This window comes from Mycolicibacterium chengduense (assembly GCF_033741155.1).
Lineage (GTDB): Bacteria > Actinomycetota > Actinomycetes > Mycobacteriales > Mycobacteriaceae > Mycobacterium.
The window spans coordinates 431313-456230 of the sequence record NZ_JAWQNH010000005.1; the positions used below are offsets into that span (position 1 = coordinate 431313).

Annotated in this window: 23 protein-coding genes; 12 read left to right on the top strand and 11 right to left on the bottom strand. The window is 65.4% G+C overall.

All coding sequences use genetic code 11. The features are described from left to right. Positions 1 to 189 precede the first annotated feature (189 nt). Positions 190 to 6498: an anti-phage protein ProA gene (proA, locus tag SBI67_RS20575; RefSeq protein ID WP_318982337.1), complete on the top strand. Its 6309-nt coding sequence runs from the start codon at positions 190 to 192 to the stop codon at positions 6496 to 6498. Positions 6499 to 6655: 157 nt separating this feature from the next. Here the strand turns inward: proA and SBI67_RS20580 are convergent, their stop codons facing one another. The 3 genes from SBI67_RS20580 to SBI67_RS20590 all read right to left on the bottom strand — a co-directional run bounded on the left by SBI67_RS20580 (position 6656) and on the right by SBI67_RS20590 (position 9348). Continuing rightward, positions 6656 to 7990 carry a hypothetical protein gene (locus tag SBI67_RS20580; protein WP_318982338.1) on the bottom strand — a complete coding sequence of 445 codons (1335 nt, stop codon included), beginning with the start codon at positions 7988 to 7990 and terminating at the stop codon, positions 6656 to 6658. Between the two features lie 100 nt (positions 7991 to 8090). Beyond that, a complete protein-coding gene (locus SBI67_RS20585) occupies positions 8091 to 8708 on the bottom strand; it encodes a hypothetical protein (protein ID WP_318982339.1) in 618 nt (205 codons plus the stop codon). Then, a complete protein-coding gene (locus tag SBI67_RS20590; RefSeq protein WP_318982340.1) occupies positions 8650 to 9348 on the bottom strand; it encodes an endonuclease/exonuclease/phosphatase family protein in 699 nt (232 codons plus the stop codon). Before SBI67_RS20590 ends, SBI67_RS20585 begins: the two co-directional genes overlap by 59 nt. Positions 9349 to 9473: 125 nt before the next feature. On the opposite strand from SBI67_RS20590, the gene SBI67_RS20595 reads away from it, so the two are divergent. The 7 genes from SBI67_RS20595 to SBI67_RS20625 all read left to right on the top strand — a co-directional run bounded on the left by SBI67_RS20595 (position 9474) and on the right by SBI67_RS20625 (position 14476). Further along, positions 9474 to 9806 carry a hypothetical protein gene (locus SBI67_RS20595; RefSeq protein ID WP_318982341.1) on the top strand — a complete coding sequence of 111 codons (333 nt, stop codon included), beginning with the start codon at positions 9474 to 9476 and terminating at the stop codon, positions 9804 to 9806. 139 nt (positions 9807 to 9945) lie between these two features. Next, positions 9946 to 10905 carry an RNase H family protein gene (locus SBI67_RS20600; protein WP_318982342.1) on the top strand — a complete coding sequence of 320 codons (960 nt, stop codon included), beginning with the start codon at positions 9946 to 9948 and terminating at the stop codon, positions 10903 to 10905. A gap of 176 nt (positions 10906 to 11081) precedes the next feature. Continuing rightward, positions 11082 to 11393, top strand: a complete 312-nt coding sequence (locus SBI67_RS20605; protein ID WP_318982343.1) for a hypothetical protein — start codon at positions 11082 to 11084, stop codon at positions 11391 to 11393. A 102-nt stretch (positions 11394 to 11495) separates the two neighbouring features. Continuing rightward, a complete protein-coding gene (locus tag SBI67_RS20610) occupies positions 11496 to 11786 on the top strand; it encodes an ANTAR domain-containing protein (RefSeq protein WP_266046887.1) in 291 nt (96 codons plus the stop codon). Positions 11787 to 11817: 31 nt separating this feature from the next. Next, positions 11818 to 12675, top strand: coding sequence for an NAD(P)-dependent oxidoreductase (locus tag SBI67_RS20615; protein WP_318982344.1), 858 nt, complete (start codon positions 11818 to 11820; stop codon positions 12673 to 12675). A gap of 218 nt (positions 12676 to 12893) precedes the next feature. Beyond that, positions 12894 to 13196 (top strand): helix-turn-helix domain-containing protein, encoded by a 303-nt coding sequence (locus SBI67_RS20620; RefSeq protein ID WP_318982345.1) that lies wholly within the window; start codon positions 12894 to 12896, stop codon positions 13194 to 13196. Further along, the gene (locus SBI67_RS20625) at positions 13196 to 14476 is read left to right on the top strand and encodes a type II toxin-antitoxin system HipA family toxin (protein WP_318982346.1); all 1281 of its coding nucleotides are present in this window, start codon (positions 13196 to 13198) and stop codon (positions 14474 to 14476) included. Before SBI67_RS20620 ends, SBI67_RS20625 begins: the two co-directional genes overlap by 1 nt. A 40-nt stretch (positions 14477 to 14516) precedes the next feature. On the opposite strand, the gene SBI67_RS20630 is transcribed toward SBI67_RS20625, so the two are convergent. The 3 genes from SBI67_RS20630 to SBI67_RS20640 all read right to left on the bottom strand — a co-directional run bounded on the left by SBI67_RS20630 (position 14517) and on the right by SBI67_RS20640 (position 17647). Further along, entirely contained in the window at positions 14517 to 16970 is a 2454-nt protein-coding gene (locus tag SBI67_RS20630; RefSeq protein ID WP_318982593.1) for an SEC-C metal-binding domain-containing protein, read from the bottom strand. Between the two features lie 120 nt (positions 16971 to 17090). Continuing rightward, complete coding sequence (locus SBI67_RS20635) at positions 17091 to 17474, bottom strand: type II toxin-antitoxin system VapC family toxin (protein ID WP_318982347.1); 384 nt, start codon at positions 17472 to 17474, stop codon at positions 17091 to 17093. Beyond that, positions 17471 to 17647 (bottom strand): antitoxin, encoded by a 177-nt coding sequence (locus SBI67_RS20640; protein ID WP_318982348.1) that lies wholly within the window; start codon positions 17645 to 17647, stop codon positions 17471 to 17473. Before SBI67_RS20640 ends, SBI67_RS20635 begins: the two co-directional genes overlap by 4 nt. 199 nt (positions 17648 to 17846) lie before the next feature. Between SBI67_RS20640 and SBI67_RS20645 the strand changes: the two genes are divergently transcribed. After that, the gene (locus tag SBI67_RS20645) at positions 17847 to 18905 is read left to right on the top strand and encodes a DUF7159 family protein (RefSeq protein WP_318982349.1); all 1059 of its coding nucleotides are present in this window, start codon (positions 17847 to 17849) and stop codon (positions 18903 to 18905) included. A gap of 3 nt (positions 18906 to 18908) precedes the next feature. Here the strand turns inward: SBI67_RS20645 and SBI67_RS20650 are convergent, their stop codons facing one another. Further along, entirely contained in the window at positions 18909 to 19646 is a 738-nt protein-coding gene (locus SBI67_RS20650; protein WP_318982350.1) for an SDR family oxidoreductase, read from the bottom strand. A gap of 56 nt (positions 19647 to 19702) precedes the next feature. On the opposite strand from SBI67_RS20650, the gene SBI67_RS20655 reads away from it, so the two are divergent. Beyond that, positions 19703 to 20110: a MerR family transcriptional regulator gene (locus SBI67_RS20655; protein WP_318982351.1), complete on the top strand. Its 408-nt coding sequence runs from the start codon at positions 19703 to 19705 to the stop codon at positions 20108 to 20110. Positions 20111 to 20113: 3 nt separating this feature from the next. Here SBI67_RS20655 and SBI67_RS20660 read toward each other — a convergent pair whose 3' ends face one another. From SBI67_RS20660 to SBI67_RS20675, 4 genes are all read right to left on the bottom strand, one after another. Next, positions 20114 to 20320 (bottom strand): hypothetical protein, encoded by a 207-nt coding sequence (locus SBI67_RS20660; RefSeq protein ID WP_318982352.1) that lies wholly within the window; start codon positions 20318 to 20320, stop codon positions 20114 to 20116. A 316-nt stretch (positions 20321 to 20636) separates the two neighbouring features. Then, positions 20637 to 21158: a hypothetical protein gene (locus SBI67_RS20665; protein ID WP_318982353.1), complete on the bottom strand. Its 522-nt coding sequence runs from the start codon at positions 21156 to 21158 to the stop codon at positions 20637 to 20639. A 34-nt stretch (positions 21159 to 21192) separates the two neighbouring features. After that, entirely contained in the window at positions 21193 to 22710 is a 1518-nt protein-coding gene (locus SBI67_RS20670) for a DUF4185 domain-containing protein (RefSeq protein ID WP_318982354.1), read from the bottom strand. 75 nt (positions 22711 to 22785) lie between these two features. Then, positions 22786 to 23091, bottom strand: a complete 306-nt coding sequence (locus SBI67_RS20675; protein WP_318982355.1) for an ESX-1 secretion-associated protein — start codon at positions 23089 to 23091, stop codon at positions 22786 to 22788. A gap of 82 nt (positions 23092 to 23173) precedes the next feature. Here SBI67_RS20675 and SBI67_RS20680 point away from each other — a divergent pair, with 82 nt between their 5' ends. Together SBI67_RS20680 and SBI67_RS20685 are read left to right on the top strand one after the other, a co-directional pair. Continuing rightward, positions 23174 to 24082, top strand: a complete 909-nt coding sequence (locus SBI67_RS20680) for a haloalkane dehalogenase (RefSeq protein WP_318982356.1) — start codon at positions 23174 to 23176, stop codon at positions 24080 to 24082. Then, positions 24079 to 24894 (top strand): SDR family NAD(P)-dependent oxidoreductase, encoded by an 816-nt coding sequence (locus tag SBI67_RS20685; RefSeq protein WP_318982357.1) that lies wholly within the window; start codon positions 24079 to 24081, stop codon positions 24892 to 24894. Before SBI67_RS20680 ends, SBI67_RS20685 begins: the two co-directional genes overlap by 4 nt. The last annotated feature ends 24 nt before the right edge of the window (positions 24895 to 24918 follow it).

Sequence of the window (24918 nt, forward strand, 5' to 3'; positions counted from 1 at the left end):
AACCCGACGAATGGAGCTCAGGTGGTCACCGCCTGCCACGGACTACAGCAAATTAACCCATATGCATATATTGCCCCGCGTGTGATGTCATGGTTACATAAATGGGCCTTTGCATCGGGTTATGCCACAAGGGCATTCAGCGTAAACGCTGGACGGCAGCAAAGTCGCTCGAAGGTAGAGGTGTAATCAGTGAACGCCGTTGATCGTCATGCTCTCGTCGGGCAGACACTGACCACGCTGGCCGGTGGCCTCTCGCCGTTTGTCAGCCAGGTGCTCAACCGCCTCCTGCCACCCGACACCGACTGGGCGCAGCTCATGCGGGCAAAGGATGTCGCAAAGGGCCGAGGCGGGGGCGAGTATCAGAATCGCGACCTGGCCCTGATGCTGCGCGCGATGACCGAACGCCTCGGTGATCTGGGCTACCCGTTCAACAAGGCCATGCCCCGACAGGCCGAGATCTACGCCAAGGAGCTGCGGGAGGTCCGCAACAAGTGGGCGCACACCGGCGAGTTCAGCGATGCCGAGACCTACCGGGCGATCGACTCGGCCGAATTGCTGCTCCGCGCCATCGGGGTCACCGATGTCGCGGAACGCGTCCATGAGCTCAAAGCCGCGGTCGTGCCGGCGGCTCCGGTAGGCAGGCACGCCCTGGCACCCGCCGCCGAGCGCAGCACCGCGACCGCTCCGCCACCGCCGGCCGAGGACGCGCCGCGCATCGACATCGTCGCCATCACGGACTTGAGCTATGCGATGGCCCATTGCCGTATCCCCGTCGTCGAGCACATCACCGTGGACAACGCCGGAGGCGACCGACAGGGCGCGGTCCTAGAGGTCAGCGCGGTCAGCGCCGACGGATCGCACGGTGACCCCGCCGAGATCCACCTCGACCTGCTCGCCCACCAACCGACGGTGCTGCACACCGTCGACCTCAAACTCGATCCGGGATCGATGCTGCGCGTCGATGAGCAGCGCCCCGGTGAGATCCGTGTCGTCCTGCGCGACAACGCCGGTGCGGTACTCGCCGAGTCGACCAAGGATGTCAATATCTTGGCCGCCAACCAATGGAAGGCCACTCCGCCGCAGCTCGCGCTGGAAATACTCGCGGCCTACATTCAGCCTAATGCCGTCAGCGTTGCCACCTTGATGCTCGATGTCTCGGACCGGCTGAAGGCGGCGACCGGCAACTCGTCGTTGGATGGCTATCAGAGCGAGAGTCCCGAACGGGTCGACGCCATCGCCCGGGCGGTGTTCGACGCCATGAAGGCCCGCGACATCCGCTACGCCGAACCGCCGGCCAGCTGGGGCGACATCGGCCAGAAGGTCCGCACCCCGGCCGAGGTGCTTGACGGGCGCCTGGGTACCTGCCTGGACACCACGTTGGTGATGGCCGCGGTCTTCGAGCAGTGCGGTATCAACTCCACCATCTGGCTGCTGCGTGGTCACGCCTTCCTGGGCTACTGGCGCATCGATGGCGCCATGTCGAACGTCTCCACCACCGAACCCATCGAGGTCATCAACCAGGTCGACCTGGGCCATATCGGGCTCGTCGAGACCACGATGGTGACCCAGTCCGCCGCCGACCCGACGTTCGACGATGCTCGGCGTGCGCCGCGCAACCGGCACCTGGCAGAGAACCTGACCGACGTTCTCGGCGTCACCGACGTGCAGCAGGCTCGGCGGGCGCGGGTCTTCCCGCTTCCCAGTCGCAGTGTCGATGCTGACGGCAATGTCGTTGTCTCCGAATACAAGCCGGGTTCCGGCCCGGTTATCGCCCAGTACACCCAGAGCGAATCCCGGCACGCGGCACAGCCGGACGCGGTGCCCGCCCGCATCCGCCAGTGGAAGAACGCGCTGCTGGACCTCAGTCTGCGCAACAGGCTGATCAACTACACCGACCGAGCGGGCTATCGACTCGACGTGCCGGGCCCGGCACTGAGCCGCTTCGAGGACGCTATCAACGCCGGTGCCCAGATCTCGCTGCTGGGTTCCGACGAAGTCCAGAACGTTGACATCGCCCGTGGAATCCGTTTCGGTCGCGACCTGCCGGAACCGGCCCGCGAACTGCTGCTCGCCGTCAAGCACGGCGCCTACATCGACATCACCACGGCGTCCTACAAGAGCAAGCTGCGCTACCTCGCCAATAAGGCGAAGACCATCGTCGAAGAGACCGGCGCCAACAACCTCTATCTCGCCTTCGGGATGCTCAGCTGGGAACTGGCGGACCGGCCCCTGAAGTCACCGCTGGTCCTGGTGCCGGTGACACTGCGCACCACCAATCGGGGTGAACGCTACGTCATCGCCATGGACGAAGCGGGCGCGTCGACGCCGAATTATTGTCTTGTCGAGAAGCTGCGCACCTCACTGGGTCTGGAGATTCCGGCGCTGGCCCAGCCCGACGAAGACGCCTCGGGCATCGACCTGACCGGCACGTTCAACGCGGTCCGTCGGGCCCTCGCGGACGCCAAGCTGCCGTTCCTGGTCGAAGATACCGTCCACCTGTCCATCCTGCAGTTCGCGAAGTTCCCGCTGTGGAAGGACCTCGACGAATCGTGGAAAGAGCTGTCCCGCAATAGCTTGGTGCGCCACCTCATCGAGAACCCGCAGCACCCGTTCGTCGATCCGGTCACCGACCTCGCTGAGCCGAACCTCGACGAACTCGGCACCACCGTGCCGGTGCCGGCCGACGCATCGCAGTTGCGCGCCGTGGCCGACGCCGTCGGCGGACGCACCTTTGTGCTGGAAGGGCCTCCCGGAACGGGCAAGTCGCAGACCATCACCAACCTGCTCGCGCACGCGATGGCGTCTGGGCGGCGGGTGCTGTTCGTCGCGGAGAAACGCGCGGCCCTCGATGTCGTGAAGAAACGTCTGGAAAGTGTTGGGCTCGGCGAGCTCTCCCTTGATATCCACGACAAGTCGGCGCGGCCGGCGGCGGTGCGTGCGCAGATCAAGCATGCGTTAGAGCTACGGCTCAACCACGACGCCGACTTGCTGAAGACCAAGCTGCAAGTCGCCGAATCAAGCAGGCATAGCCTTGCGCGCTACGCAGAACGGCTGCACGAACCGAACGCGGTGGGCCAGTCGCTGTACACCGCCCGGTCCTCGGAACTCGCCGCCGATCAGGACGTGACACCGCTGTCTGTACCGAAAAGCCTGGTCACCAACGCTGATCCGACGGTCTTCGACGCCGTCGCCCAGGCCCTTCGGACGTTGCCAGAGAAGGTGGACGATGCGCGTCCGCGCCCGGATCACCCCTGGGCATTCGTCGATTCCGTCCCGCCGACCGGTCTTGACCCAGCCCGGATTCACAGCGCAGCGGTGATGTTCGACAACGCACTCGCCGAACTGCAAGCCGGTGGCATCGCGTTGGAAGTTCTCACCAGGTATCGCCACCCTACCGATGTCGATGTCTGGGCGGGACTAACGGCGGAACCGCGTTATCCGTTGGCGGGCCTGGATCAGCTGCACACACCACAGGGTCATTCACATTTGACCGGCATCGAACAGATTCTGGCCCATCTGGGCCAAACGACGCCGGAGTGGCTGTCGACCGTCACGCCCGCGGTCGTGGACCTTGATGTGCCGGCCATCCACGCCGCCGCGCTGGCCGCCGACCAATCCGGCTTCTTCGGTCGCAAGAAGCGTCGCCGTGCGGTGCTTGCGCAGCTGGCCGAGGTGTTGACGGTAGACCAGGCCGGGGTCGACCTCAAGACATTGTCGAAGCTCACCGAGCAGTTACAGCAGGGGCACGCCGTGGTAACTGATCTGCGGCAAAGGGTTTCGGCTCTGCCGGTGCCAGTGTTCGACCGGGCATGGAATCCGTTCATCCATGCGGATGCCACGCACCTTGCGGCGACGGTGAGTGCGGTACGACGCATCGGCGCCGTTCTGTCGACCGATCCTGCCCAGCCGCGCCTTGCCGATTTGCGTGCGTTCTACAGTGCGCATGCCTCGGGAGCGTTCGCGTCGGCGTTGCAGGCTTGGTCAACCGGCTGGACGCAGTTGGCCCACGCGACGGGCGCAAACGTGTTCGGGGACGGCTTCATCGCCCGGTGGTGGGCGGGCCGCGATGGGCGCAAGCTGGAGTCGCCGGCGACCATCGAACGTTGGGTTGCCCTGCTGCAGCATGTCGAACCGCTGGTCTGCGCGGACATGCCGGATGCCCGGGCGCAGATCCTCACCGGCAACGTCGCGGCCGAAGATGCCAGCCTGGGGTTCGACCGCGGGGTCGCCGTCAGGTCGATCTCTGAGCGTCTCGACGCCAGTGGGCTCAGCCAGTTCGATGTGGCCGCCCACGGTAAGGCGATCGACCGGTTCACCCGCAGCGCCGCTGCGATTCGCGACGAGCTGCGTCGGTCGATTCCTGCCGGATTATTGGCCGCGCGCAGGTTCGACGCCTACACCGAGAGCGGGCAGGTTGGTCTGCTCAAGCGCCAACTGGACCGCAAACGCGGCGGGATGAGCGTCCGCGGTTTGATGGACAATTTCGGCGAACTGATCACCCAGATCATGCCCTGCACGTTGATGAGCCCCGATTCGGTGGCGCGGTTCTTCCCGGCGCAGCCGGACATCTTCGACATCGTCGTGTTCGACGAGGCGTCACAGATCCGGGTCGCCGACGCCATCGGTGCGATGGGTCGCGCGAAAGCCGTTGTGGTGGTAGGGGACAGCAAACAAATGCCGCCTACCAGCTTCGCCGAGACCAACGCGTCCATCGACGACGAGAAAGTAGATGCCAATCCTGAGGTGGTCGCGGACGAGGAGTCGATCCTCAGCGAATGCGTACAGGCGTTGGTGCCGCAGCAGTGGCTGTCCTGGCACTACCGCAGCCAGGACGAGGCGCTCATCGCCTTCAGCAACATTCACTACTACAACGGCCGGCTGGCATCGTTCCCTGCGCCACGGACGTCCGCGTCGGGCCATGGCATCTCGCTCGTTCGGGTCGACGGGCAGTTCGAGCGGTCCGGCAAGGGAAAGACACTACGCACCAACCGGGTCGAAGCGGACCGTATCGTGGCTGACATCCGGCGCCGTTTCGCCGAATCGCCCGATAAGGCACCCTCGATCGGTGTCATCACCTTCAACGCGCCCCAGCGTGATCTGATCGAAAACCTGTTGCGTGACACAGGGGATGAGCGGTTGCTGCAGGCGTTGGACCATCCGGATGGGCTATTTGTCAAGAACCTGGAGAATGTGCAGGGCGACGAGCGCGACACCATCTTGTTCTCGGTCGCGTTCAGCAAGAACGACAAGGGATTTGTGCCGCTGAACTTCGGTCCACTGTCGCGGCCGGGCGGAGAACGTCGGCTCAATGTCGCGATCACCCGCGCCCGTTGTGAGGTGGTGCTCTATGCCAGCTTCGACCCGGGTGATCTCCGTGCCGAGGAGACGACGCAGGTCGGCACCAAGCATCTGCGCGCCTACCTGGAGATGGCTCAGCGGGGCGTGGAGACCATCACCCAGGGCGGTCGGCGCAATGCCGTGATCGATCGGCACCGGGACGACATCGCCGTCGCACTGCGTGCCGAGGATCTTGTGGTCCGATCCGACGTGGGCCTGTCCGACTTCCGCGTCGATCTGGTGGTATCCGATCCGGACGAACCCGACCAGCCGTTGGTGGCGATCCTTCTCGACGGCACCGAGTGGTACGGCCGCCGTACGGTGGCCGATCGCGACGGACTCCCGGTCGATGTGCTGTCGAACCTGCTGCACTGGCCAGGAGTCGAGCGAATCTGGTTGCCGGAATGGCTGAATCAGCGCGAGGCCACGATAACGCGTATTCGTGATGCGGTGGCGGCTGCGAAGCAGCGGCGAACAGAGCCGCCCGTTGCCCAGCCCGTTGAAGTGCCTTTCCCGCCGGCTCAACCAGAGGTTGTGGCATTCAAGTCGGCGTCTGCCCTTACGTCGCAGCCCCGCCCGACAGGTGCGCCGCGGCACTCCAACCTCGCTGACTACACTGGGTGGACGGCCGTCGTGATCGGCGGCGTGAGCGTGCTCGACGAGATCCACACCAGTTACAACCGCTCTCACGTCTTGAAGATCATCGAGGCGATCATCGAGGCGGAAGCACCGGTGCACAAAGACCGCTTGGCCAGGCTAGTGGGGGGAGCGTTCGGGCTTTCAAGGGTCAGTGAGGACCGTAAGCGGGTCATCCAGAGCATGGTCCCGGATGAGTTCGCCCGGGCCGAGGACGCGGACTTCTACTGGCCCACAGGGATTCAGCCGCAGACATGGCGGACCATCCGAGTGCCCAGGGCGGGGGACAGTCGCTCGATCGACGAGGTAAGCCTGGTGGAGATCGGCAATGCAATGGTGGTCGTCGCTGAGCAATCCGGCGGCGCTGTGAAAGACGATCTCAAACGCCAAGCCATGGCCTTGTTCGGCGTCAAACGAATGGGGGCCGGCGTCACGGCTCGGTTGGATGCGGCAATGGAACGCGCCGTTGCGGTGGGGAAGCTGAAGGTGCTGCCCTCGGGTGTTGTGGTGATGGGAACGGCGTGAGTGCCGTTGAGTTCGATGACGAACTCTTCGACCTGGTGAGGCAAACAGCCGGCCCCGGAACGGTGATCATGACGTTGAGCATCAAACGGTGAAGCGGCCGGTGGCTCTACCGTGCGCGTCAAGAGGGGGAGGGACGCGCGAGGTGACAAGGAACCGTCTAATCGGTGGATGATTCTTCCGCGCTGGTGGATTGGCGTCGACGGAATCCTATCCCTTTATCGCGGGCACGCCCGATAAAGCTACCGAGCTGTTGGATCCCTTCACCCGCCGCCTCCAGCGCGATTGCGGTGCCCCCGCTTGTCGCAGTGAGAGCCGCATTGGCAGTTTCACCGACGCGGCCGATCGCAGCGGTGGCAGCGTCCTTCGGGGACGGCGCCTCGAAGACCTGCCACTCCTCGAGCTGTGCGCGGCGTGCCGAGGCGAAGCGGTCAAGGTCTGCGCGAAGAACCGGAAGGTCGCGTTCCAGGCGCTGCACGGACCGGATACGGATCCCGTCGAGGGCATCGGTTTTCGCGACAGCTGCCAATACTTCGTGAGCGCGCTGATACAGTGCACCATCTTCGGTGAGCTGCCTTGCCAACAGATCCCGCGCATCGTCCATCACCTGCTGCACGTGTTCGGGCTGGGTTGCCTCGACTCTGGCCAGACGTAGGCGCTGCCACTTGAACAGCGACTCCTGGGCGACCACCAGGAGGCTCAAAGTCTCACCGAGATAGCCGTTTTGGACAGCAGACACGATGAACTCGGCACGGCCCTTGATCGGCTTGTCCGGGTCGAAGGACCGCAGCGTGCGGTCAGCGTGATGGCGCAGCTGTTCGACCGTTCGATTGAGTGCTGGGCCGATGGCTGCGATCGAGTCCCAGTCTGCGTCGGAGAACGAACCATGCCGATCGAGATACGCGGTCATCCGGTCTATCGTCGTGCGATCGCCGAGCACATCGCCCGACCGATTGGCATGGGCGAGTCGAAGCACCTCCTCGACCTTGCCCTCGACGCGCTTGACGGATTCTTCGACCTCTGCGATCGCGCCCGTCAACGCCAACTGGACGGCAACCATCTGCAGCGACATCAACCGCGCGGGGTTGACGTTGGTCTGTTTCCACTGCAGCTGTTTGACGAATTTCCCGTCCGCCCCGCGAGTCACCATGCGGAAGAAGCCGTCGGTGCCTGATATCAGCCGACCTTTGCGGATCGCCTCCATGCTTTCCGGATGAAGTTGCACAAACTTGCCAGATTGTCCCAAAAACGCAGCCCCGCCGGCCGCCAAGCCGGTCGCATTACCGAGCGTCGCCTTGTCGATTCCGACGGTGTCCACCACCCGCCGGGTGACACCTCGGATTCGGTCGATGTACGCCTCGACATCCCCGGCGTCGCCGGAAATGAGCAGGCCCTCCGGCTGCACCGACACGACGATCTCACCTTGCCCAGTCACTACGGTCGGAAGCTCGCCGAGTTCGTCGGTTGAGTTGTCGGGGTGCGACGTGTCACTCATTTGGTGTCCTCCCAGGAACTTCGCTGAACTTAGTTTCGCAGATGGGTATCTGATCGCGACCAGAGTTCTCGGTCAGCGGCTGCGCATGGGAGAGGTGCTGTTACCGCACCCTCACCGACTGGCCGAAGTCCGTGGGATCCGGCGCCGGCTCTTCATCGCCCTCGTCATCCCACGGCCTGCAGAACGGGCACCACGGCCGCAACCGGTGATGCACCCAATCGCTGGAGATCACCGCGATGATCCACAGGTCTCCTGGAATGTAGAGCAGCCGAGCAGTGCCGGCCCCGTCCAAGAGAGCACTGAGCAGCGCGGGAACGACGACCACAACGGCGAAGACGGCGGTGCCGGTCACCGTCATGTTGAAATGCGCCAACCGAAGCAGTGGCAACCGGCGTTCCGCTTCGGTCGGTGCGTCCGCCGGAACATCCCGCATGCACCACTCGCACAGGTGATCCCGATGCCGATGAACGAAGGAGACGACCCAACACAGCAGCAGGATCGCGTTGAACACGAGCGCAACTGCCACGAACCAGCCGAACCAGGCCGTCACACGAAACAGCATCGATACTGCGAGGACGTAGATCAGCGAGTGGGCGATGACCGACTGGACACGCGGTGCACCGCCGTGATCACCAAATGGGCTTGTCGACCGCACGATTTCACCCCAGCTCCGTGACGAGAGCCGAATGATCAGTCTCGCCGGCCAGCCGCGGCGCATGGTCGAACTCGCACAGGCTCACCCGGTGTGCCAGCTCGGGTGACGCGTACAGGTGATCCAACCGAAACCCGTCGTCGCCCGGCCGGCTGAACCACAAGTACTCCCGCGTCGCCGGATGCCGCGATCGCCACACGTCGAGGTAACCCGACCCGATCAACCGGCCGGGCATCTCCGAGCCGATGAAGCCGGCGCCCTGCGGCTCTTTGTCCAGATCGTTGTTGCCGGTGTTGAAGTCACCGACAAGCACGTCGATTCCGCTGGCTCTCGCATCGCGGACCACCGCCTGCAAGTAGCGGAGTTCCGCCACCTTCTGCGGCAGGTAGACCGCGCAGAGCACGACACCGGCGGTCTCGGCACACCACAGGTGGCGCGCTTCCACATCGTCGGCGAAGGCCCGGGCCCGCGTGACCCCGTGCCGCGACGCGATCAGCGTGCTGTTGTGCTTGGGGTCCGTGTCGGGGTGTGACGTCGTGTACCCGGCCGCGGCCAAGTGCAACTTGAGGCGCACACCGGTGCCGTCGGCCCGGAACTCGGTGACCACCACGATGTCGGCGTCATAGCCGAGCAGTCGCGTGGCCAGCGCCCCAGCGCACTTGCTGCCGCCGTGACGGATGTTGAGGGCGGCGATCCGCGTCGTCATCGAGGTTCCTGTCTGCTCGACATGGAATCTCCAGCGAGCCGATCAGTATGAGGCTGGCCACCGACAAGTCGGCTTGAGTAGTACTACCGATGTGCCTACCGCGCCCGATGTCGGACAGTGATGCCATGACCGTCCGCGAATCGAACACCCGCCCAGCCGGAGTCGGTGCACCGCTGTGTTTCTGTTCAGCCGTCTGTCTCGGCCTGGCTGCGGTGTTCACGCTAAACGTGTGGCTCAGCCCGGAGTTCGCCGGAGACTTCGACGGCGGCACGCATACCGCCCACGTGGGCGGAGATGTTCGCTTCGCGACCGGACTGCTGATCGCGGGTGCGGCGAGTGCGGTCGCCGCGATCGTCCGGGGCGGCGGCCACCGCGTGCGTCCCACCGGCATCCTGCTGCTGCTGGCAGGACCGGCCGTAGCGGTCCTGACATTGCCGCTGTTGAACTATTACGGCTGACCACTTCCGGCTGTCCAGCGGATTTTCATCGGCGACGCGCTGCCGAGCGCCTCCGCGGCCGTGTATCCGCCGCTTGTCGGTGCCCTGTGCGAGTCTGTGCGGCTCGCGTCCGTCGGGCATCAAGACAGGAGGCGAGAAGATGCTTGCGAAACCCAATGCCCAGCCTGCGCGCGTCGATCTGGCCTCAACGGAACCGTGCCGGGCCGAGACGGTCGCGATCGTCATCGCGGAGATCGACTTCGGATATCGCTATGTCGCCGTCGGCGCGGCGTGGTCCTGCCACGGCGTGACGGCGGCGGCCACCCCGGAAGCTGCGGTAGTGAACGCCTTTGACGCCGTCCGTGCCGCGCATCCCGAGAGCACACGCATCCGGTTCGTCTCGAATGTGCGACTCGATGGCCACATCGACCTTGCGACGCCAGGTTGGTGGATCGAACGGCCCACCTCGACAGAGCGATTCATGCTCGGAGCCGCGCGAATCCGGCTACGACAGATCTGGATACCCGCACTTCCGCCACCTCCGGTGGACCAAGGTCCGATGACCGTCGCGACTGACGGCTCGGTACGCCACAAGCGGGCCGGATTCGCCTGGCTCAGCGTGGCGGGTCAGTACGGGACGAACGGATATCGCTCCTCGCGCAAGCGGGTCGGGCTCGAATCGGTGCTGTGCGCTGAACTTTTCGCCATCGGCGCCGCGGTCTTCGCCCTCCCGCGACATCGGCTGACGGTCCTGTCCGACAGCCAGAACGCCATCGCCATGGTGAACCGGTGGAAACAGGGCGAGCCGGCGATGCCGAAGGGATATCCCGACGAGCCTCTCGAACGGCAGTACTGTCTGCACACGGTGCGGCGCCGCATTCTCGTCAACCCGGATCGGGTCGACGTGCGATGGGTTCGCGGCCACAGCGGGGTGCCGTTGAACTCCGGTGCCAACGCCCTGGCCCGGCTGAGTTCTGGGCGTTATCGGTCCGGTCTGAGCGAGGACGAATACCGCCACCGCGCGGCGGCCTTCGCCGAGAAATTCGCGACAGAGCATCGCCGAATCACCAGCGCCGCAGAACTTGTCGGTACCCCCTGTCATTCTGATCGGCTCGCCTGAGGACCGATGACGACGAAAGGACATCGCCATGACCACTCCCGGCTGGTACCCCGACTCGAGCGGACAGCCCGGCCAGCGCTATCACGACGGTTTGGCGCTGGACCCCCGCCCCCAGCCACCCAGCGATGGCCGTCGCGCTATCCCGTGGCCGCGGAACCAGTCACGGGCTGCATCTGGTGCTGACTATCTTGTCATGGGGCCTGTGGCTGCCGATCTGGATTATCGCCGCGGTCGTCGCCGGTGGCTCGTCCTCGGCGGTGGCTGTCGCGGGATCGGGCGGCTTCGTCCGGCACCACCGCCTCCCACTGGTCGCCGGCGCGGTGATCGGCGGGCTGGTCCTGTTGGCGTCCGGGCAACGGCGATGCCGTGAACACGGCAGGCTAGGTCCCCAGTCGCTCTCCTTGACGCTGCCCTGGCCACAAAAGTTGACGCTGCCCTGGCCACGAAAGCTGTGCCCGACTGCACACGCCCTCGCCGCTGAACTCTGATTTAACCCAAGTCAAACGGGGTATCACCCTCCCGCTGGAACCGGTACCCCGGTACTGGAAATAGTCCGGCCTAGTCGTGAGAACGCGAAGGAGTGCTGACGGATGGTTGTCCACGGGGTCAATTCGGGTGCAGTGGTCGGAGCTGACGAGCAGCGACTGCTCGCCGCGGCTGAGGGCGTCTTGTTGGCACTTCGCCGGTACACCCCGCAAGCTGCCGGCGACGAACTCCGGACCGCCGCGCGTCGTCACGGTGTTCCGCTGTCGACGATCGCGCTGGCGCTGGTCGACCTGGCCTCCTGCCGCCCGGTGGAGGGCACGCCAGGCCCGGCTCATATTGCCGCGCAAGAGGAATGGGGCGCGTTGCTCGGCACCGCCGAGGCGGCCGCCGCATAGGCCGCGCACGGCCCGCGCGCCTGCGGGCACAATGATCGCCATGCGAGTTGCGGTTCTTGGTACGGGCGCCATGGGCGCCGGCATGGCGCAGTCCCTGCTGCGTGAGGGCATCGATGTCGTGGTGTGGAATCGCACGCCCGAGCGGGCTCAGCGGTTGGCGGACGCGGGTGCCGAGGTGGCGTTGGATCCGGCGGCAGCCGTCGCGGGAGCAGACGTCGTCGTCGCCATCCTGTTCGACGAGGCGGCAACGCTTGATGTGATGACGACCGCGCTGCCGGCGATGCCCGACCACGCCGTCTTCGTTCAATGCGCCACCATCGGTATCGACGGCGCCGCCCACGCCGCCGCCGCGGCGGCAGAGCACAATGTCGCGTTCCTGGACTGCCCTGTGTTGGGCACCAAAGCGCCTGCTGAGCAGGGAAAGCTTGTGATGCTGGCCTCTGGCGATCGCAGCTTGCTCCAGCGGGTGCAGCCGGCATTCGACGCCATGGGTACCAAGACGGTTTGGGCGGGCGACGAGCCGGGGATGGGTTCGCGGCTCAAGCTGGCGTGTAACGCGTGGATCGCCACGCTGGCCGCGGCCATCGGGCAGTCGTTCGCTTTGGCGAAAAGCCTTGGCGTCGAACAGCAGCTGATCTTGGACGCGTTCGACGGATCAGCCGCGGGTTCGCCATACCTGCAGGCCAAGGGCAAAGCAATCCTCGACTCCTCCTTTGCGCCACAATTCAGCGTCGACGGCGTGCGGAAGGATACTGGATTGATCCGTGACGCGATCGTCGCTTCGGGACTGTCGACCGTCTTGGTCGATGGGGTTCGGGCGGCCTTCGACGCCGCGAGCGAGGCCGGTCACGGCGACGAGGACATGGCCGCGGTCTATTTCGGGTTCTGAATCCCGGCGGCCCACTCGTTCTCGCCAATCCGCAGACGCTCACTTTCGCGCTGACCCGAACCTGCCCGCTTGGATGACGTCGTTCGGGGCTACGGTCTGTGGGGCCTCGCCGTCGGACTCAGTGTGACGTGCACAAAGTCGTAGAACGGCCACTTCTCAGAAAGTGGTCGAACGGCTACAATTCGACATGTTGCCGAACGACTACAAGAGGTGCAAGCATGCAAGTCAAGACGATGGGCGATCTCGGTGCCCTCGTACGTTCGGCGCGCACCGCGCGCGGGATGACGCAGGCCGACCTGGCTGCACAATTGCACGTGGGCCGAGATTGGGTCATCCGACTCGAGAAGGGGCACCCGCGCCTCGAAGCGCAACGGGTACTCGATGCGCTGCAGGTCGTCGGGGTGCACCTGGAGGTAACCGCGTCCGACAGCCTGCCCACGTCCCGTCACCCTCGTACTGAGGGTGCGTCCGAGGTGGCGGTTGACCCGTTCGACGTGCTTTTCGGCTCGACGCAGCCCTGATGGCGACGAGGACACTTCGTGTCTACCTCGATGGGACGCCGACGGGCACGCTGACGCAGTCCAGCCATGGTTCGTTGGGGTTCGTCTATGACGACGGATACGGCGCGGACGGCGATCCGACACCCTTGTCGCTGTCGCTTCCCGTTCTGTCGCGACGGCACCGGGACAAGGCGGTGCGTTCTTACCTCGAAGGTCTGCTGCCGGACAGTGAAGGAACGCGGCAACGATGGGGTCGCGAGTACAACGTCTCGCTCAACAACCCCTTCGCTCTGCTCACCCATGTCGGCCGAGACGCGGCCGGCGCCGTCCAGATTCTTCCACCGGAGGTGGACCCCGCCGACGCTCAGGCCCGAACCGGTGACATCGAATGGCTGAGCGCAGACGATGTCGGAGACCTCGTTCAGGGGCTGGCCACCCATCAATTCGACTGGGATCCAGGTAAGTTCGGCGGCCGGTGGAGTCTGGCCGGCGCGCAACCGAAGATCGCGCTGTTCCGGGATCCCGCATCCGGACAATTCGGTGTCCCGCGCGACTCCACGCCGACGAACGTCATCGTCAAGCCCGCGATCGCGGGTTACGCACGACACCACGTCAACGAGACATTATGTTTACGCGCTGCCCGTGAGGTCGGATTGCTCGCCGCGACAGTCGAAATGGAACAGTTCGGCGACGTCCAGGTGTTGATAGCCACCCGCTATGACCGGACTCGCGACAACTCTGGCTGGCGTCGGGTGCACCAGGAAGACCTGTGCCAGGCGCTGTCGGTGCACCCGAGCCTGAAGTACCAGTCCGACGGCGGCCCCGGGGTGGGTGACATCGCCGACCTGCTTGGCAGGCTCCCGATCGAGGACCGCGAGGTGAATGCCGAGCGGTTCTTCAAAGCGTTGGCCTACAACGTATTGATCGGTGAGACGGACGCTCATGCAAAGAACTACTCGTTGGTGCTCATCGGATCACGCGCACAGATTGCGCCGCTCTACGACGTCGCTTCCGCCGCGCCCTACGACCAGCGCGAGCGACTCCGGTCATCGATGAAAATCGGTGAGCACTGGAAGATGCTGGATGTCAACGACTCCGACTGGGGCAAGGTCGGACGCCGACTGGGAATCTCTGGCGAGCGAGCGGTGTCGTGGGTTGATGAACTGCGAGGTGAACTTCCCGGCGCGTTCACACGCGCTGCGGCTTCCTTACCGCCGGATGTGCAGGCCGAGGCCGGCGGGATGGCCGAGCGGATCGTGGAGCACATCGCCGGAACATGGAAACCCAACCTGTCGCCCTGACAGCCAAGGTTCATAGTCGGACGCAGGGCCGGATGCGCCGTCAGCGCTCCAATCCCAACGCCGCCCGCAACCGATCCACGTCCATGGTGCCGGGCGTCCCCCGGGGAAAAGTGTCCAGCAGCTTGATCAGGTCGCCGCGACGGGTCGGGTCGTCGGCGGCCTGGCGGGGTGTCACACCATGGAGCGCGGGAATTGACTGATCGAGCCAGCTCGCTTCGTAGGCGCGTACGGCGGCCTCCAGTACCGCTGCGATTTCGGGATCCTCGGGGTCGACGGTTTCGGCGGAGGACGGGCCCTGCGCGGCGAGGTCGCGAATGTCACTGGCCGGCACTCGGCTTTCGCCGACTACGACCAACTCGGGATCAAGCCGGCGTAGCGCCTCGAGTGCCTCGTCCATCCGTTCACTGCTGTTTGTCTCTACGCGCAGCAGGTCACGATCGAGTGTGTAGGTAGCCCGAATCCGTCGCCCGCCGGGTTCAGTCACGAGATCGAGCCATCGGTTGTCCTCGGTCCCGTCGTAAGCGGCATCCAACGCTGATGACAGCTGCACGGGGTCGCTGACCCGCAGGGTGACCTCGCACAGGACCATGAGATGTCCCTCGGTGTTCGTCAGTACCGGCGGCGCGAATCTCCGGCTGAGAAAGGCCACCAGCTCATTCGGGTCCGGCTCAGCGTCGAGCAATTCGATCAGATCATCACGCTCGTGCAGCCGGACCGGCTCCAGACCGCCGAGGAACCGCTGCTCGTCACCGGCAGGGTAGATGCGGGCGCACACCAGATGCCCGGGCTTCACTTCCCGGCTGGCAACCCGGTCGTGAACCGTGTGGCTGTCACCGGTTCGCACATCCCGCAGTGTCACCCCGTCGCCCGGACGGGATTCTTGCACCTCGAAAACAGAGCGCTGCACCAACAACCACTGCTCGGCCAGCAGCCGCTCATCATCGGGCAGCAAGTACCCGCGCGCGTCCAGAAAATCGTCGAAAGCGCCACCTTCGAACAACACCGCATCCATCATCAGCGGGTCGCCTTCGAGCTCGGAATCATCGATGTACAGCAGGCGTTCGGCGGTCACCTCTTCGAGTAGCTGGCTCCACCCGGTGAGCAGAACATGTTGGGTCGCTTTGAGATACAGCCATCCCGCTCGCTTGGCGAGTGGTGGTCGCTCGTTGCGGAGGTGGCATTTCTTGTACTTGCGTCCGGAACCGCACCAGCACGGCTCATTGCGGCCGAGATCGGGTCGCGGGTGCGGCAGGAATTCCTGCAGCAGCGCCAGCAGGGGATGGTCTGGCAACGCTTGGGCGCGATGTAACAACGCCACACCGCGTTCGGCGTCGCCGCGGTCGGAGGCGAAGCGCGCCAGGTCCAACAGGGTGGGTGGCCAATCGACATCCATCGACTCTGCCGCCAAGTATTCGTGCTCGGCCTCCTGGACGGCGCCTGTGCGCTCGAGGGCGACCGCGCGCAGCCACTGGCAACCCACCCGGGCTGGGGGCGGCACCTGAGGGGCCAAGGTGTCGGCGAGCATAGCCAGCGCCGCCGGGTCGATACGCTGGCTGTCGAGAGCTTCCTCCACCAGGAGTTCGGCCAAGTAGGGATCGGCCAAGATGGCACCGAGTTCGCCCAGAGCCAGTTCTTCGTCGGGGGCAGGTTCCAGGTCCCCCTCTCGCAGCAGCGTTTCCATCTGTCCGGCGACGGCGACGAGCGCCAATACGACCGCAGCATGGTCGACTTCTATGTCGTGCCGCTGCGCAAAGTACGCGCACTGCGCCTCGAATCGGTTTCTGTCGAAATCGAAGCCGGCCGGCGCCAGGAATTCACCTTGATGAGCCAGACCCGACCCGGCGATGATCTCGGCCAACGGAAGTGTCGGCGCGGTGAACAAGGTGTCGTCCTGTAAGCAGAGCGCCCACACGGCGGCGTCGATGAACGTCGATTCCTCTGTGCTCAACGTCGCAGCCAGCAGTGACCCCACGCTGGGATCGGCGGCGGTACCCACCCGCTCAACGGCAAACCCGTTCGCATCGACGCGGATTCCGATGAGGTCTCCAGCCGTCACACCCAGGGTGCGCATGGTGGCGGGTGGCAGCACCAGCACTCCGCCCTCGGGCACCGCTTCGTCGGGGATGCCGCGCACTTCGAGAAGGTCGTCGTCGAAGTCAAGCAACGCGATCGTTGCCGGCGTCCCGTCGAGGAACCGGTTGTGCGGTTCGTGTTCGCACAAATTGCCGAGCGGCGCAAGATCGGGTGTCACCGTCACGATATCGTGGACGAGTTCCTCAGCGGTGACCCGATGGGTGAATATCCGGCCGCGGACGACGGTCGGTACCCAGATCCATCGCTCGTCGGGCAATTGCCCTGCTGGACAGTTCATCTGGTGCAAAGCCGTGTTGATGACGTCCTCGGGGTTTGCAACACCGGCGGCGCGCAGGCGTTCGGCGATCTGGTCATCGGAGAGTGGGCCGGTCTCGGCGAGCATCGTCGACAATGCGGTCATCGAATCGGTCACTCGATTACAGTAGCGCCGGGACACGTCACACCAATGCGCTGATATCGGTGCGGTCCGCCGTGGGTTGTCTGCCAGTTTGTGCACAACGCAGGCCGGCCCGGCCCCCACTCAGGTCGGGACGACCGTGACCGCGCACCGGATGCTCGGCGCCCGGCTCAACCGTGCGTCCGCGGTTACCAGCGGACACTCAAGTGCCTCGGCCAGCGCTACGTACATTGCGTCATAGGCCCTCACGGTGTCGCGAAGCTCCCAAACTCGTTCCAACAGCGGAGCTGCGGCGTACCGGGTGATCTCCAGCCGCGCCCATACGTCGATGACCTTCCGTGCGTCGCCCAGGGCACGTGCACCAACGGCTGTCTGTCGGTGTAACGCGCTGAACACCTCGGCGTCCATCAGATGTGGTGCGTGGAGGACCTCTTCGGAGACGAACCGACGCGCCCGACCAGCGTTCAGTAATGCTGCAACCGCGGCGGAGGCGTCGAGGACGATCACCGCCGGTCGGCGTGGAGGTCAACCACGATGCTGCTCACCGGGACATCGAGGTCGGGCAATGCGGTCATCAGGGCGGCATTGTCAACCCGCCGGGTCGAGGCATCGAGCTCACGAATCGCAACGGCGGTGACCGATGAGTTCGTGGCGCGCGCTAGCCGCTCGAAGCGATCCATCACCTCGTCGGGGACGTTTCGAATGTGAAGGGTGCGCATGCTTCAGATCAACCGCTGCGGTGCCAAGTTGCTTGCAAATGCAAGCAGAAATGGACCGCTGTGTCAGCGCGCCACGACTGGCCGATGCCGGGCCTGCGCTGAGCCCATGGTCACAAATGGGTAACCTCGACCCGAGAGTCGATGGATCAGGGGGAACTCCATGAGCCTCGTACTGGGCCTTTCGGTGACGACGAGGGATGTTCGCGGTGAGCTGGTTGACGGTGCCACCGGCCAGGGCGAGCACCTGGACCGCATCGTGCTCGATGCCGCCGACGTGGAGGATTACCTGGCCACCTTGCCCGCCGACGAAGATCTGCACGCCGTCGGACTGACCTGGACGCCCGACGCCGAATCGGCCGCCATCAAGGTTCGCGAGGCCCTCGACGTCTACAGCGGGGGAGCGCCCGTGGTCGCCGTCCGCGAGGTCGAGGCCACCGAAGCGCTGGCCCGCGGCATTGCCGAGATGACCGGTCACGATTTCCTGGTGGTCTGCATCGTCGAGCCCGATTCGGCGATGGTCGCGACGGTGGACGGATTCAACGTGGCCGTCGAGCAGATCGAGCGGATGGATGCCGCAACCCTGATCGACCGGGTGTGCGCCGTGGTGCGCAGTGCGCGGCCCAGCCCTGACGTGGTGTTCGTCCTGGGCTCCGAGGATGCCGACGAACTGGTGGCGGCGCTGCAGCAGGAAACGGATCGCCCGGTGCTCACGGCAACCGAGGCGGATTTCGCGCTGACGCGGGGTGCCGCCCTGGCTTCTGCGTATGCCGCGAGCCTGCCCCAGCGGGAGCCCCGCGCGCCCCGGTTCACCCGGGTCCGGCTGCTGACGTCGGCGCTGGGCGTCGCCAGCGTGACGTTGGTGGTGGCGTTGTCGGTCGTGATCGGGTCACAAGGGTTGCCGGAACGCGGCGAGCGATCGACCGCGCCCGTCGCCGCGTCGGCGCCGACCAACGATCCAGCGCCCCCGACGCCGGGCTACCTTTCAGTCCGCGAGCAGGCGCGCGAACCATTCGCATTGATGAATGTGTCTGTCCCGCAAGCACCGCCACCGGTATCGGCGCCCGAGCCTGCCGCGCCGCCGCCCGCCCCGGAACCCGCCGCGCCGGCCAACGTGTCACCGGCCCCGCCGGTCTACGTTCCCCCGGCGGCCCCGCCACCTCAGCCGCGGCTGCGTGACCGGATTTTGGACAAGATCCCGATCATCGGCCGGTTCCGCTAGAGCTCAGCGGTGCGTCAGCCCGCCATCCACGGGGTATTGGCTGCCGGTCACGTAGCTCGCGTCGTCGGACAGCAGGAACAATGCCACCGCCGCGGCCTCGTCAGCTCTGCCGGCCCTGCCCAACGGAACGCGGCTGACCACGCCGGCCTCGAATGTCGAACGGGTCGTGTCGTCCATGAAGCTGCGAAAGTCGGTGGTGATCGCGCCCGGCACCAGCGTGTTGACCCGGATGCGGCGCGGGGCCAACTCGGCGGCCCAACTCCGCGCCGCGGCGATCAGGGCGGCCTTGGTCGCAGCGTAGACCGCGGTGCGCGGTGCACCCTCGTAGGTTGAGGTCGACGACGTGACCACCACGGACGCCCCCTCGGTCAAGCTGTCGGACAGGGCGGCCAATTGCAGCAGCGGCCCGCGGACATTCGTTGCCATCATGGCGTCGAAGAGTTCGGCGCCGGTGTCGGTGATCGTGGCGATATCGGCGTACCCGGCGTTGAGCCACAGTCCGTCGATGCCGCAGCCGGCGTTGGCTTGCGCGAGGGCGGTTCCGGCATCTGGCGCGGATGCATCATTGGAAATGACTGTCGCTGAAGCGATTTCACGCTGCACGTGAGCGATCCGTGCCGGGTTGGTGCCGGTGAGTAATAGTTCGGCACCCTCGTTGGCCAGGCGGCGCGCGCCGGCCAAACCGATGCCGCTGGTCGCGCCGGTGACCACGATGCGCTTCCCGTGGAATCGAGGCGTCATAGCGCCGACGCTACGACCTAGAGTCGACTCTAGGTCAAGCACTGGGGGTGGGACGGATGACCGGATACTCCATCGGTGAGGTCGCGGATGCGGTCGGGCTGAGTGTGCACGCGTTGCGGTTCTACGAGCGTGAAGGTCTGCTGATCGAGCCAGTGGAACGCACCGCGAGTGGCCGGCGTCGGTACAGCCGGACGAACGTCGACTGGTTACGCATCTGCACGCGGCTGCGCGAATCGCAGATGCCACTCGCCGACCTGAAACGGTTCGCTGCCTTGGTGCGCACAGGGCCGGGCAACGAGTCCGAACGCCTGGCGCTGCTCAATGCTCATCGCGCCCGGGTCGACGCCCAGCTGCGGGCGTTGGAGCAGGCGCGCGACATCATCACATGGAAGACCCGGGTGTATGAGACGAAGTTGCGTGGCGGCGACGCCGAAGGCCTGTGGGATCCGACGGCCGTGTCGTAGTGCTCAGACCCTGGGCAGCCAGCCCGACCATGCTGGCGACAGGATGAATCCGCGGCCCTGAGCGTCCTTGCAGGCGGTGGTGCCCTTGTCGTCGACACCGCAGACGGCGCCTCCGACGGTAATCGAGTGGAGTGGCGGCAGCGTTTTGATGGGCTGACCGTTGAATGCGTCCGTTGGGCTTCCCTCGGTCGTCTGTTTCAGACCGGTCACCGTTCCGATCCAGTTTGACCGATTGAGGCCCCTCGAGGGGTCCGACGCTGCAGGAGGCAGCGCTGGCAAATTGTTTCCGCTGCACTGAGGTTGTAGCGAGCTGAAATTGCACACCACTCCGTCCGGGGTCAGAAAGTAGGTACCCGAGCTGGGATGCCCTGGTGTGGTGGTGTCGACGCGGTAGTCGGCAATGTTTACCGGGGCATATCCGTTGAGACTCGGGAACTTCGGAGTGTCGGCCTGCGACCGGGGCAGAGGAACAGCAGCGGATAAGGCAGCCGCAACCACTACCACCGTAGGAAAGCGCATCGAACACCTAAACCTTCGGCAACCAACCTGACCATTGCGGCGACAAGATAAAACCTTGGCCCTCGCCGTCTTTGCACGCGGTGGTTCGAGCGTCGTCCACGCCGCAAATCATGCCATTGAAGGTGATGGAGTGAAACGGCGGAAGAGTCTTGATGGGTTGGTCCCTGAAGGTTCCATTCGTCGAGATCGGATTGCCCGTCTTCTTCAATCGTGTCAGGGTGCCGATCCAATTGGCGCCATTGAGCCCTTTGGTCGGATCTGTCGCGACAGGTGGCACTCCAGGGAAATTATTTCCGGTGCATTGGGCCTGTTCGATCATGAAGTCGCACGGTATGCCGTCCGGAGTCAGAAAGACCACCTTGCTTGACGGCATACCGGGGGTGGTGGTGTCTATCGTGTAGTCAGCCGGGTCGACTGCCGTGTAGCTGGCAAGGTCAGGGAATCTCGGTGGCTCAGCGTGCGCAACGCCTGCTGCCAGTGCGGCAGCACTGGCAGCGACGGCACTCACCACGAGCGTCTTCACGATCATGTCTGTCCTATCGTTGCGATGGGCAAGGGCGTTATCACCGGTTCGCGTTCACTTGAAATTGCTTGACGACGTAGGGATTGCCGGTCTCGGTGTTCCATTGGCTTACCAGGATGCCGAGATTGTCCAAATGCGTTCCGGGCAGGATGTAACCGCCGTAATTCTGGGGATACTGGCCAGGAACTGGGGGACTCCAGTGACCGCCCGCTGCAACGACGGTTGTGGGAGTGTCGTAATCCAGGACGGTAGCGGGAATGCCACTGCCTACTCGCAATTCGGTGTTGCCGGTGTCCGTGTTGAATCCCGAAAGCACTGGACGGCCGTCTACCTCGCGAAAACTCAGCTCGCCGTAGGCAGTGGTTGTCACGGGGACGGCTTGTTGGCCTGGGCTGTCGAACGTCTGTCCATTCCACGGCTCCCACGCGTTCCGATTGAACACCTCATTCGGGTCGACGCGATACATCGTCACGCCCTGGTGGCGGTCGAATCCGTCCGCGGCGATGTAGACCTTTCCGTCGCTAGCCTGGTACCCACTCACCTGGGTCGGTGCTGCGGTGGGATCGCTGATCGTCGGCGGCTGGAACGGCTGACCTGCGGCGGGGTTCGCAATTTGTGACCACGGCCGGTAGCTGCCCTCCACCGGCACCCACCCTTTCGACGGCTCGTTGGTCACCTTGACCAGCCAGGAGCCGCCCTTCGGGGCCAGCCCCTCGCCGGTGTTGGTACCGACCACCATCATGTAGGTGTCTTTCCCGACGGTGATGCTGCCAGCGGGCAAGGAGTTGTTCGCACCCGCTTTCACCGCTTCGGGAGGCAGGGGGAACAGCACGTTTTTCCCGTCTGGCCCGGTCAGCGGTGTCCCGAAATGCGCCTTACCCTGCGAGTCGAAGCTCACTGGCACGGCCACCGACGGGTAGTGCGTCCCCTCGCCCTGCTTGCCGCCAGAGTACGAATCACCCAGGATCGCGACCTTCGACCCATCGGGAAGCGTGATCACCTCACCCAGATCGGCCGCATTGATCCCGTCGATCGGAGCGCCGGTGCCCGCGACCGGCCCCAGATTGCGCGATTCGCCGGGCTGCAGCGGCCCGAGATCCGGCGTCGTCATCGGGGTCGGCGCCGGCTCCGGCAACCCGGACGCCTTCGCGATCGCCTTGGCGAGTTCGTCGTCGATCCGCTCGCCCTCGATGATCGCGTCGGCGATCCGCGCCTTGACCTCGGCGATCTTCTCCGACACCTTGGTCTGCGTCTCGGCGTCCATGTAGTCGTAGCTCGCGGGGGGACTGACGGCGTTCGTGGCGGGATCCACGTTCACCGCTGGCGCCTCGGCCGCGAAATTGAGAATGTCCTTGACCTTGTTGGCCAGCGCGTCGGCTTCCTGGTGGGCGGTGTCGATCAGCGTGGCGGCCGCCTTGATCCGCTCGGCCTGCTTGTCGTGATCGGCCGCCGTCGAGAACACCGCCTGCCGCGCGGTATCGCCTGACTCGCCGTCCCAATCCGAGGCCTGCATGGCCGAGCGCAGAAAGTCGGCCGAATCGGCGTGATTGGTCGCCACGTCATGGGCGGCCTTGCCCAGGTCACCGATCTCGGGTGGCCAGTTGAGCAGCTCCTGAAGGGTGAGCGCCACGAGCTACTGGTCGCGCCCGGCTGCCTCGATATCCTCGGCAGCATCACTGTCGGTGGTCGTATAGGCGCGTGCGGCTGCCCGGTGACCCTCGGCATGCTTTTGGTGATGTGCCGCGAACTGGGTGGCCGAGGTCTGCCACTCACTCAGCATCGCCGGCAAGGCGGCGGCGGCCTTGCTTGCCCCGAGCGCTACTCCGCCCGCGCGGGACTGCGCTTGCGAGTGCGCTGCGGTGAAGGACTCGGCGTGACTGCTCAGCGATTCCGCGGTCACCTGCAACTGGGCCGGGTCGACCCGCAATGCCTTTGCCATGAGATCTACCCCCTAACCACACGATTCTAGGCCCGCGCCGAACCGGTCCGAGACACAAATGCGGCGCGGTACCGTCGACCCCGTGGAGATCCTGCGCACCCCAGACGACCGCTTCGCCGATCTGCCGAGCTATGACTTCGAGCCGCACTACGTCGAGGTCACCGGTGCCGAAGACACCCCAGTACGCATGCACTACGTGGACGAGGGCTCGCCCGACGGGCCGGTTGTTCTGCTGCTGCACGGCGAACCCAGCTGGTCCTATCTCTACCGGCACATGGTGCCCGTCCTCGTCGAGGCGGGGCTGCGTGCGGTCGCCGTCGACCTGGTGGGCTTCGGCCGCAGTGACAAGCCATCGCGGCGCACGGACTACACGTATCAGGCGCATGTGGACTGGGTGCGGGCCGCCATCGACGGGATCGGGCTCACCGATATCACCCTGGTGTGCCAGGACTGGGGTGGGCTGATAGGACTGCGCCTCGTCGGGGAAGAACCCGACCGGTTCAGCCGTGTGGTGGCCGCCAACACGTTCCTGCCGACCGGTGATCGGCCGGCAGGCAAGGCGTTCCTGGCCTGGCAGCAGTTCAGCCAGCAGACGCCGGTGTTCGACGCGGGTGCCATCGTCAACGGTGGCTGCACAACCGCCTTGTCCGAGGACGTCATTGCCGCCTATAACGCACCGTTTCCCGACGAGTCGTTCAAAGAGGGTGCCCGCCAGTTCCCCACGCTGGTGCCCACCAGCCCGGACGACCCCGCCACCCCGGCCAACCGGGCGGCCTGGGAGTCGTTGGGGCGCTTCGAGAAACCCTTCCTCTGCGCGTTCTCCGACTCCGATCCGATAACCCGCGGTGGTGATCGGGTGCTGGCAACGCACGTTCCCGGCGCTCGCGGCCACGAGCCGGTCACCATCACTGATGCCGGGCACTTCCTGCAGGAGGACAAGGGAGCCGAACTGGCTGCGGTCGTGGTGGCCTTCGTCGAACGCACGACATGACCGTCATCGCCATCACCGGCGGGGGCCGCGGCATCGGCGCCGCGACGGCCCGCGCCCTGGCCGCGCGTGGTGCGCGGGTGGCCATCGGTGACATCGACGCGGCGGCGGCCGCGGCGTTGGCCGAGCAGCTGCCCGGCGCCGTCGGCCTGCACCTCGACGTCACCGACCCGGCGTCGTATCGGCGGTTCATCGATGAGGTCGAAGCTGCCCTCGGACCGCTGGACGTCCTCGTCGCCAACGCCGGGGTGATGTGGGTCGGGGCGTTCGACGACGAACCCGTGACCGCGACGCGCCGTCAGATCGCGGTCAACTTGGAAGGTGTCATCACCGGATTCCGGCTCGCCGCCCCGGCGATGCGGCACCGGCGCTCAGGACAGATCGTGGTGGTGGCCTCGGCGGCCAGCAAGCTGGCACCCGCCGGTGAGGCCACCTACGCGGCGACCAAGCACGCGGTCTACGGCTACTGCACCGCCGTGCGGGAGGAACTGCGTGGCACCGGCGTCGACGTCAGCGTGCTGATGCCGACCGTGGTGGCGACTGACCTGGCCGCGGGTACATCGAGCGGCAAGGTGGCGCTGCTGACTCCCGCTCAGGTCGCGGCCGGGGTGCTGAGCCTGATCGACAGCCGCCGACCGGAACTGTTCCTGCCCCGTAAGGCGGGCTTGGCGGCGCTGGCCCTGGCCGTCACACCGGCCCGGTTGCGTGCCGGTCTGCACCGGTTCCTGGTCCCCAACCAGGTCAAGCTCGGCCGACTTGCAGAGCGCCGCGCCTACCAGTCCCGCACCCTTGACGCACCCGACTCGGGGGACTGACTGCCGCTACGTTGGAGCCCGTGA

Bases quoted from the DNA above. Each gene is read 5' to 3' on its own strand.
- SBI67_RS20665 (WP_318982353.1), bottom strand. From the start codon at position 21,158: ATGATCGTGAAGACGCTCGTGGTGAGTGCCGTCGCTGCCAGTGCTGCC.
- SBI67_RS20650 (WP_318982350.1), bottom strand. From the start codon at position 19,646: ATGACGCCTCGATTCCACGGGAAGCGCATCGTGGTCACCGGCGCGACC.
- SBI67_RS20580 (WP_318982338.1), bottom strand. From the start codon at position 7,990: ATGAGTGACACGTCGCACCCCGACAACTCAACCGACGAACTCGGCGAG.
- SBI67_RS20655 (WP_318982351.1), top strand. From the start codon at position 19,703: ATGACCGGATACTCCATCGGTGAGGTCGCGGATGCGGTCGGGCTGAGT.
- SBI67_RS20590 (WP_318982340.1), bottom strand. From the start codon at position 9,348: ATGACGACGCGGATCGCCGCCCTCAACATCCGTCACGGCGGCAGCAAG.
- SBI67_RS20645 (WP_318982349.1), top strand. From the start codon at position 17,847: ATGAGCCTCGTACTGGGCCTTTCGGTGACGACGAGGGATGTTCGCGGT.
- SBI67_RS20615 (WP_318982344.1), top strand. From the start codon at position 11,818: ATGATCGCCATGCGAGTTGCGGTTCTTGGTACGGGCGCCATGGGCGCC.
- SBI67_RS20625 (WP_318982346.1), top strand. From the start codon at position 13,196: ATGGCGACGAGGACACTTCGTGTCTACCTCGATGGGACGCCGACGGGC.
- SBI67_RS20585 (WP_318982339.1), bottom strand. From the start codon at position 8,708: ATGCGCCGCGGCTGGCCGGCGAGACTGATCATTCGGCTCTCGTCACGG.
- SBI67_RS20620 (WP_318982345.1), top strand. From the start codon at position 12,894: ATGCAAGTCAAGACGATGGGCGATCTCGGTGCCCTCGTACGTTCGGCG.
- SBI67_RS20630 (WP_318982593.1), bottom strand. From the start codon at position 16,970: ATGACCGCATTGTCGACGATGCTCGCCGAGACCGGCCCACTCTCCGAT.
- SBI67_RS20610 (WP_266046887.1), top strand. From the start codon at position 11,496: ATGGTTGTCCACGGGGTCAATTCGGGTGCAGTGGTCGGAGCTGACGAG.
- SBI67_RS20595 (WP_318982341.1), top strand. From the start codon at position 9,474: ATGACCGTCCGCGAATCGAACACCCGCCCAGCCGGAGTCGGTGCACCG.
- SBI67_RS20640 (WP_318982348.1), bottom strand. From the start codon at position 17,647: ATGGATCGCTTCGAGCGGCTAGCGCGCGCCACGAACTCATCGGTCACC.
- SBI67_RS20685 (WP_318982357.1), top strand. From the start codon at position 24,079: ATGACCGTCATCGCCATCACCGGCGGGGGCCGCGGCATCGGCGCCGCG.
- SBI67_RS20675 (WP_318982355.1), bottom strand. From the start codon at position 23,091: ATGGCAAAGGCATTGCGGGTCGACCCGGCCCAGTTGCAGGTGACCGCG.
- SBI67_RS20600 (WP_318982342.1), top strand. From the start codon at position 9,946: ATGCTTGCGAAACCCAATGCCCAGCCTGCGCGCGTCGATCTGGCCTCA.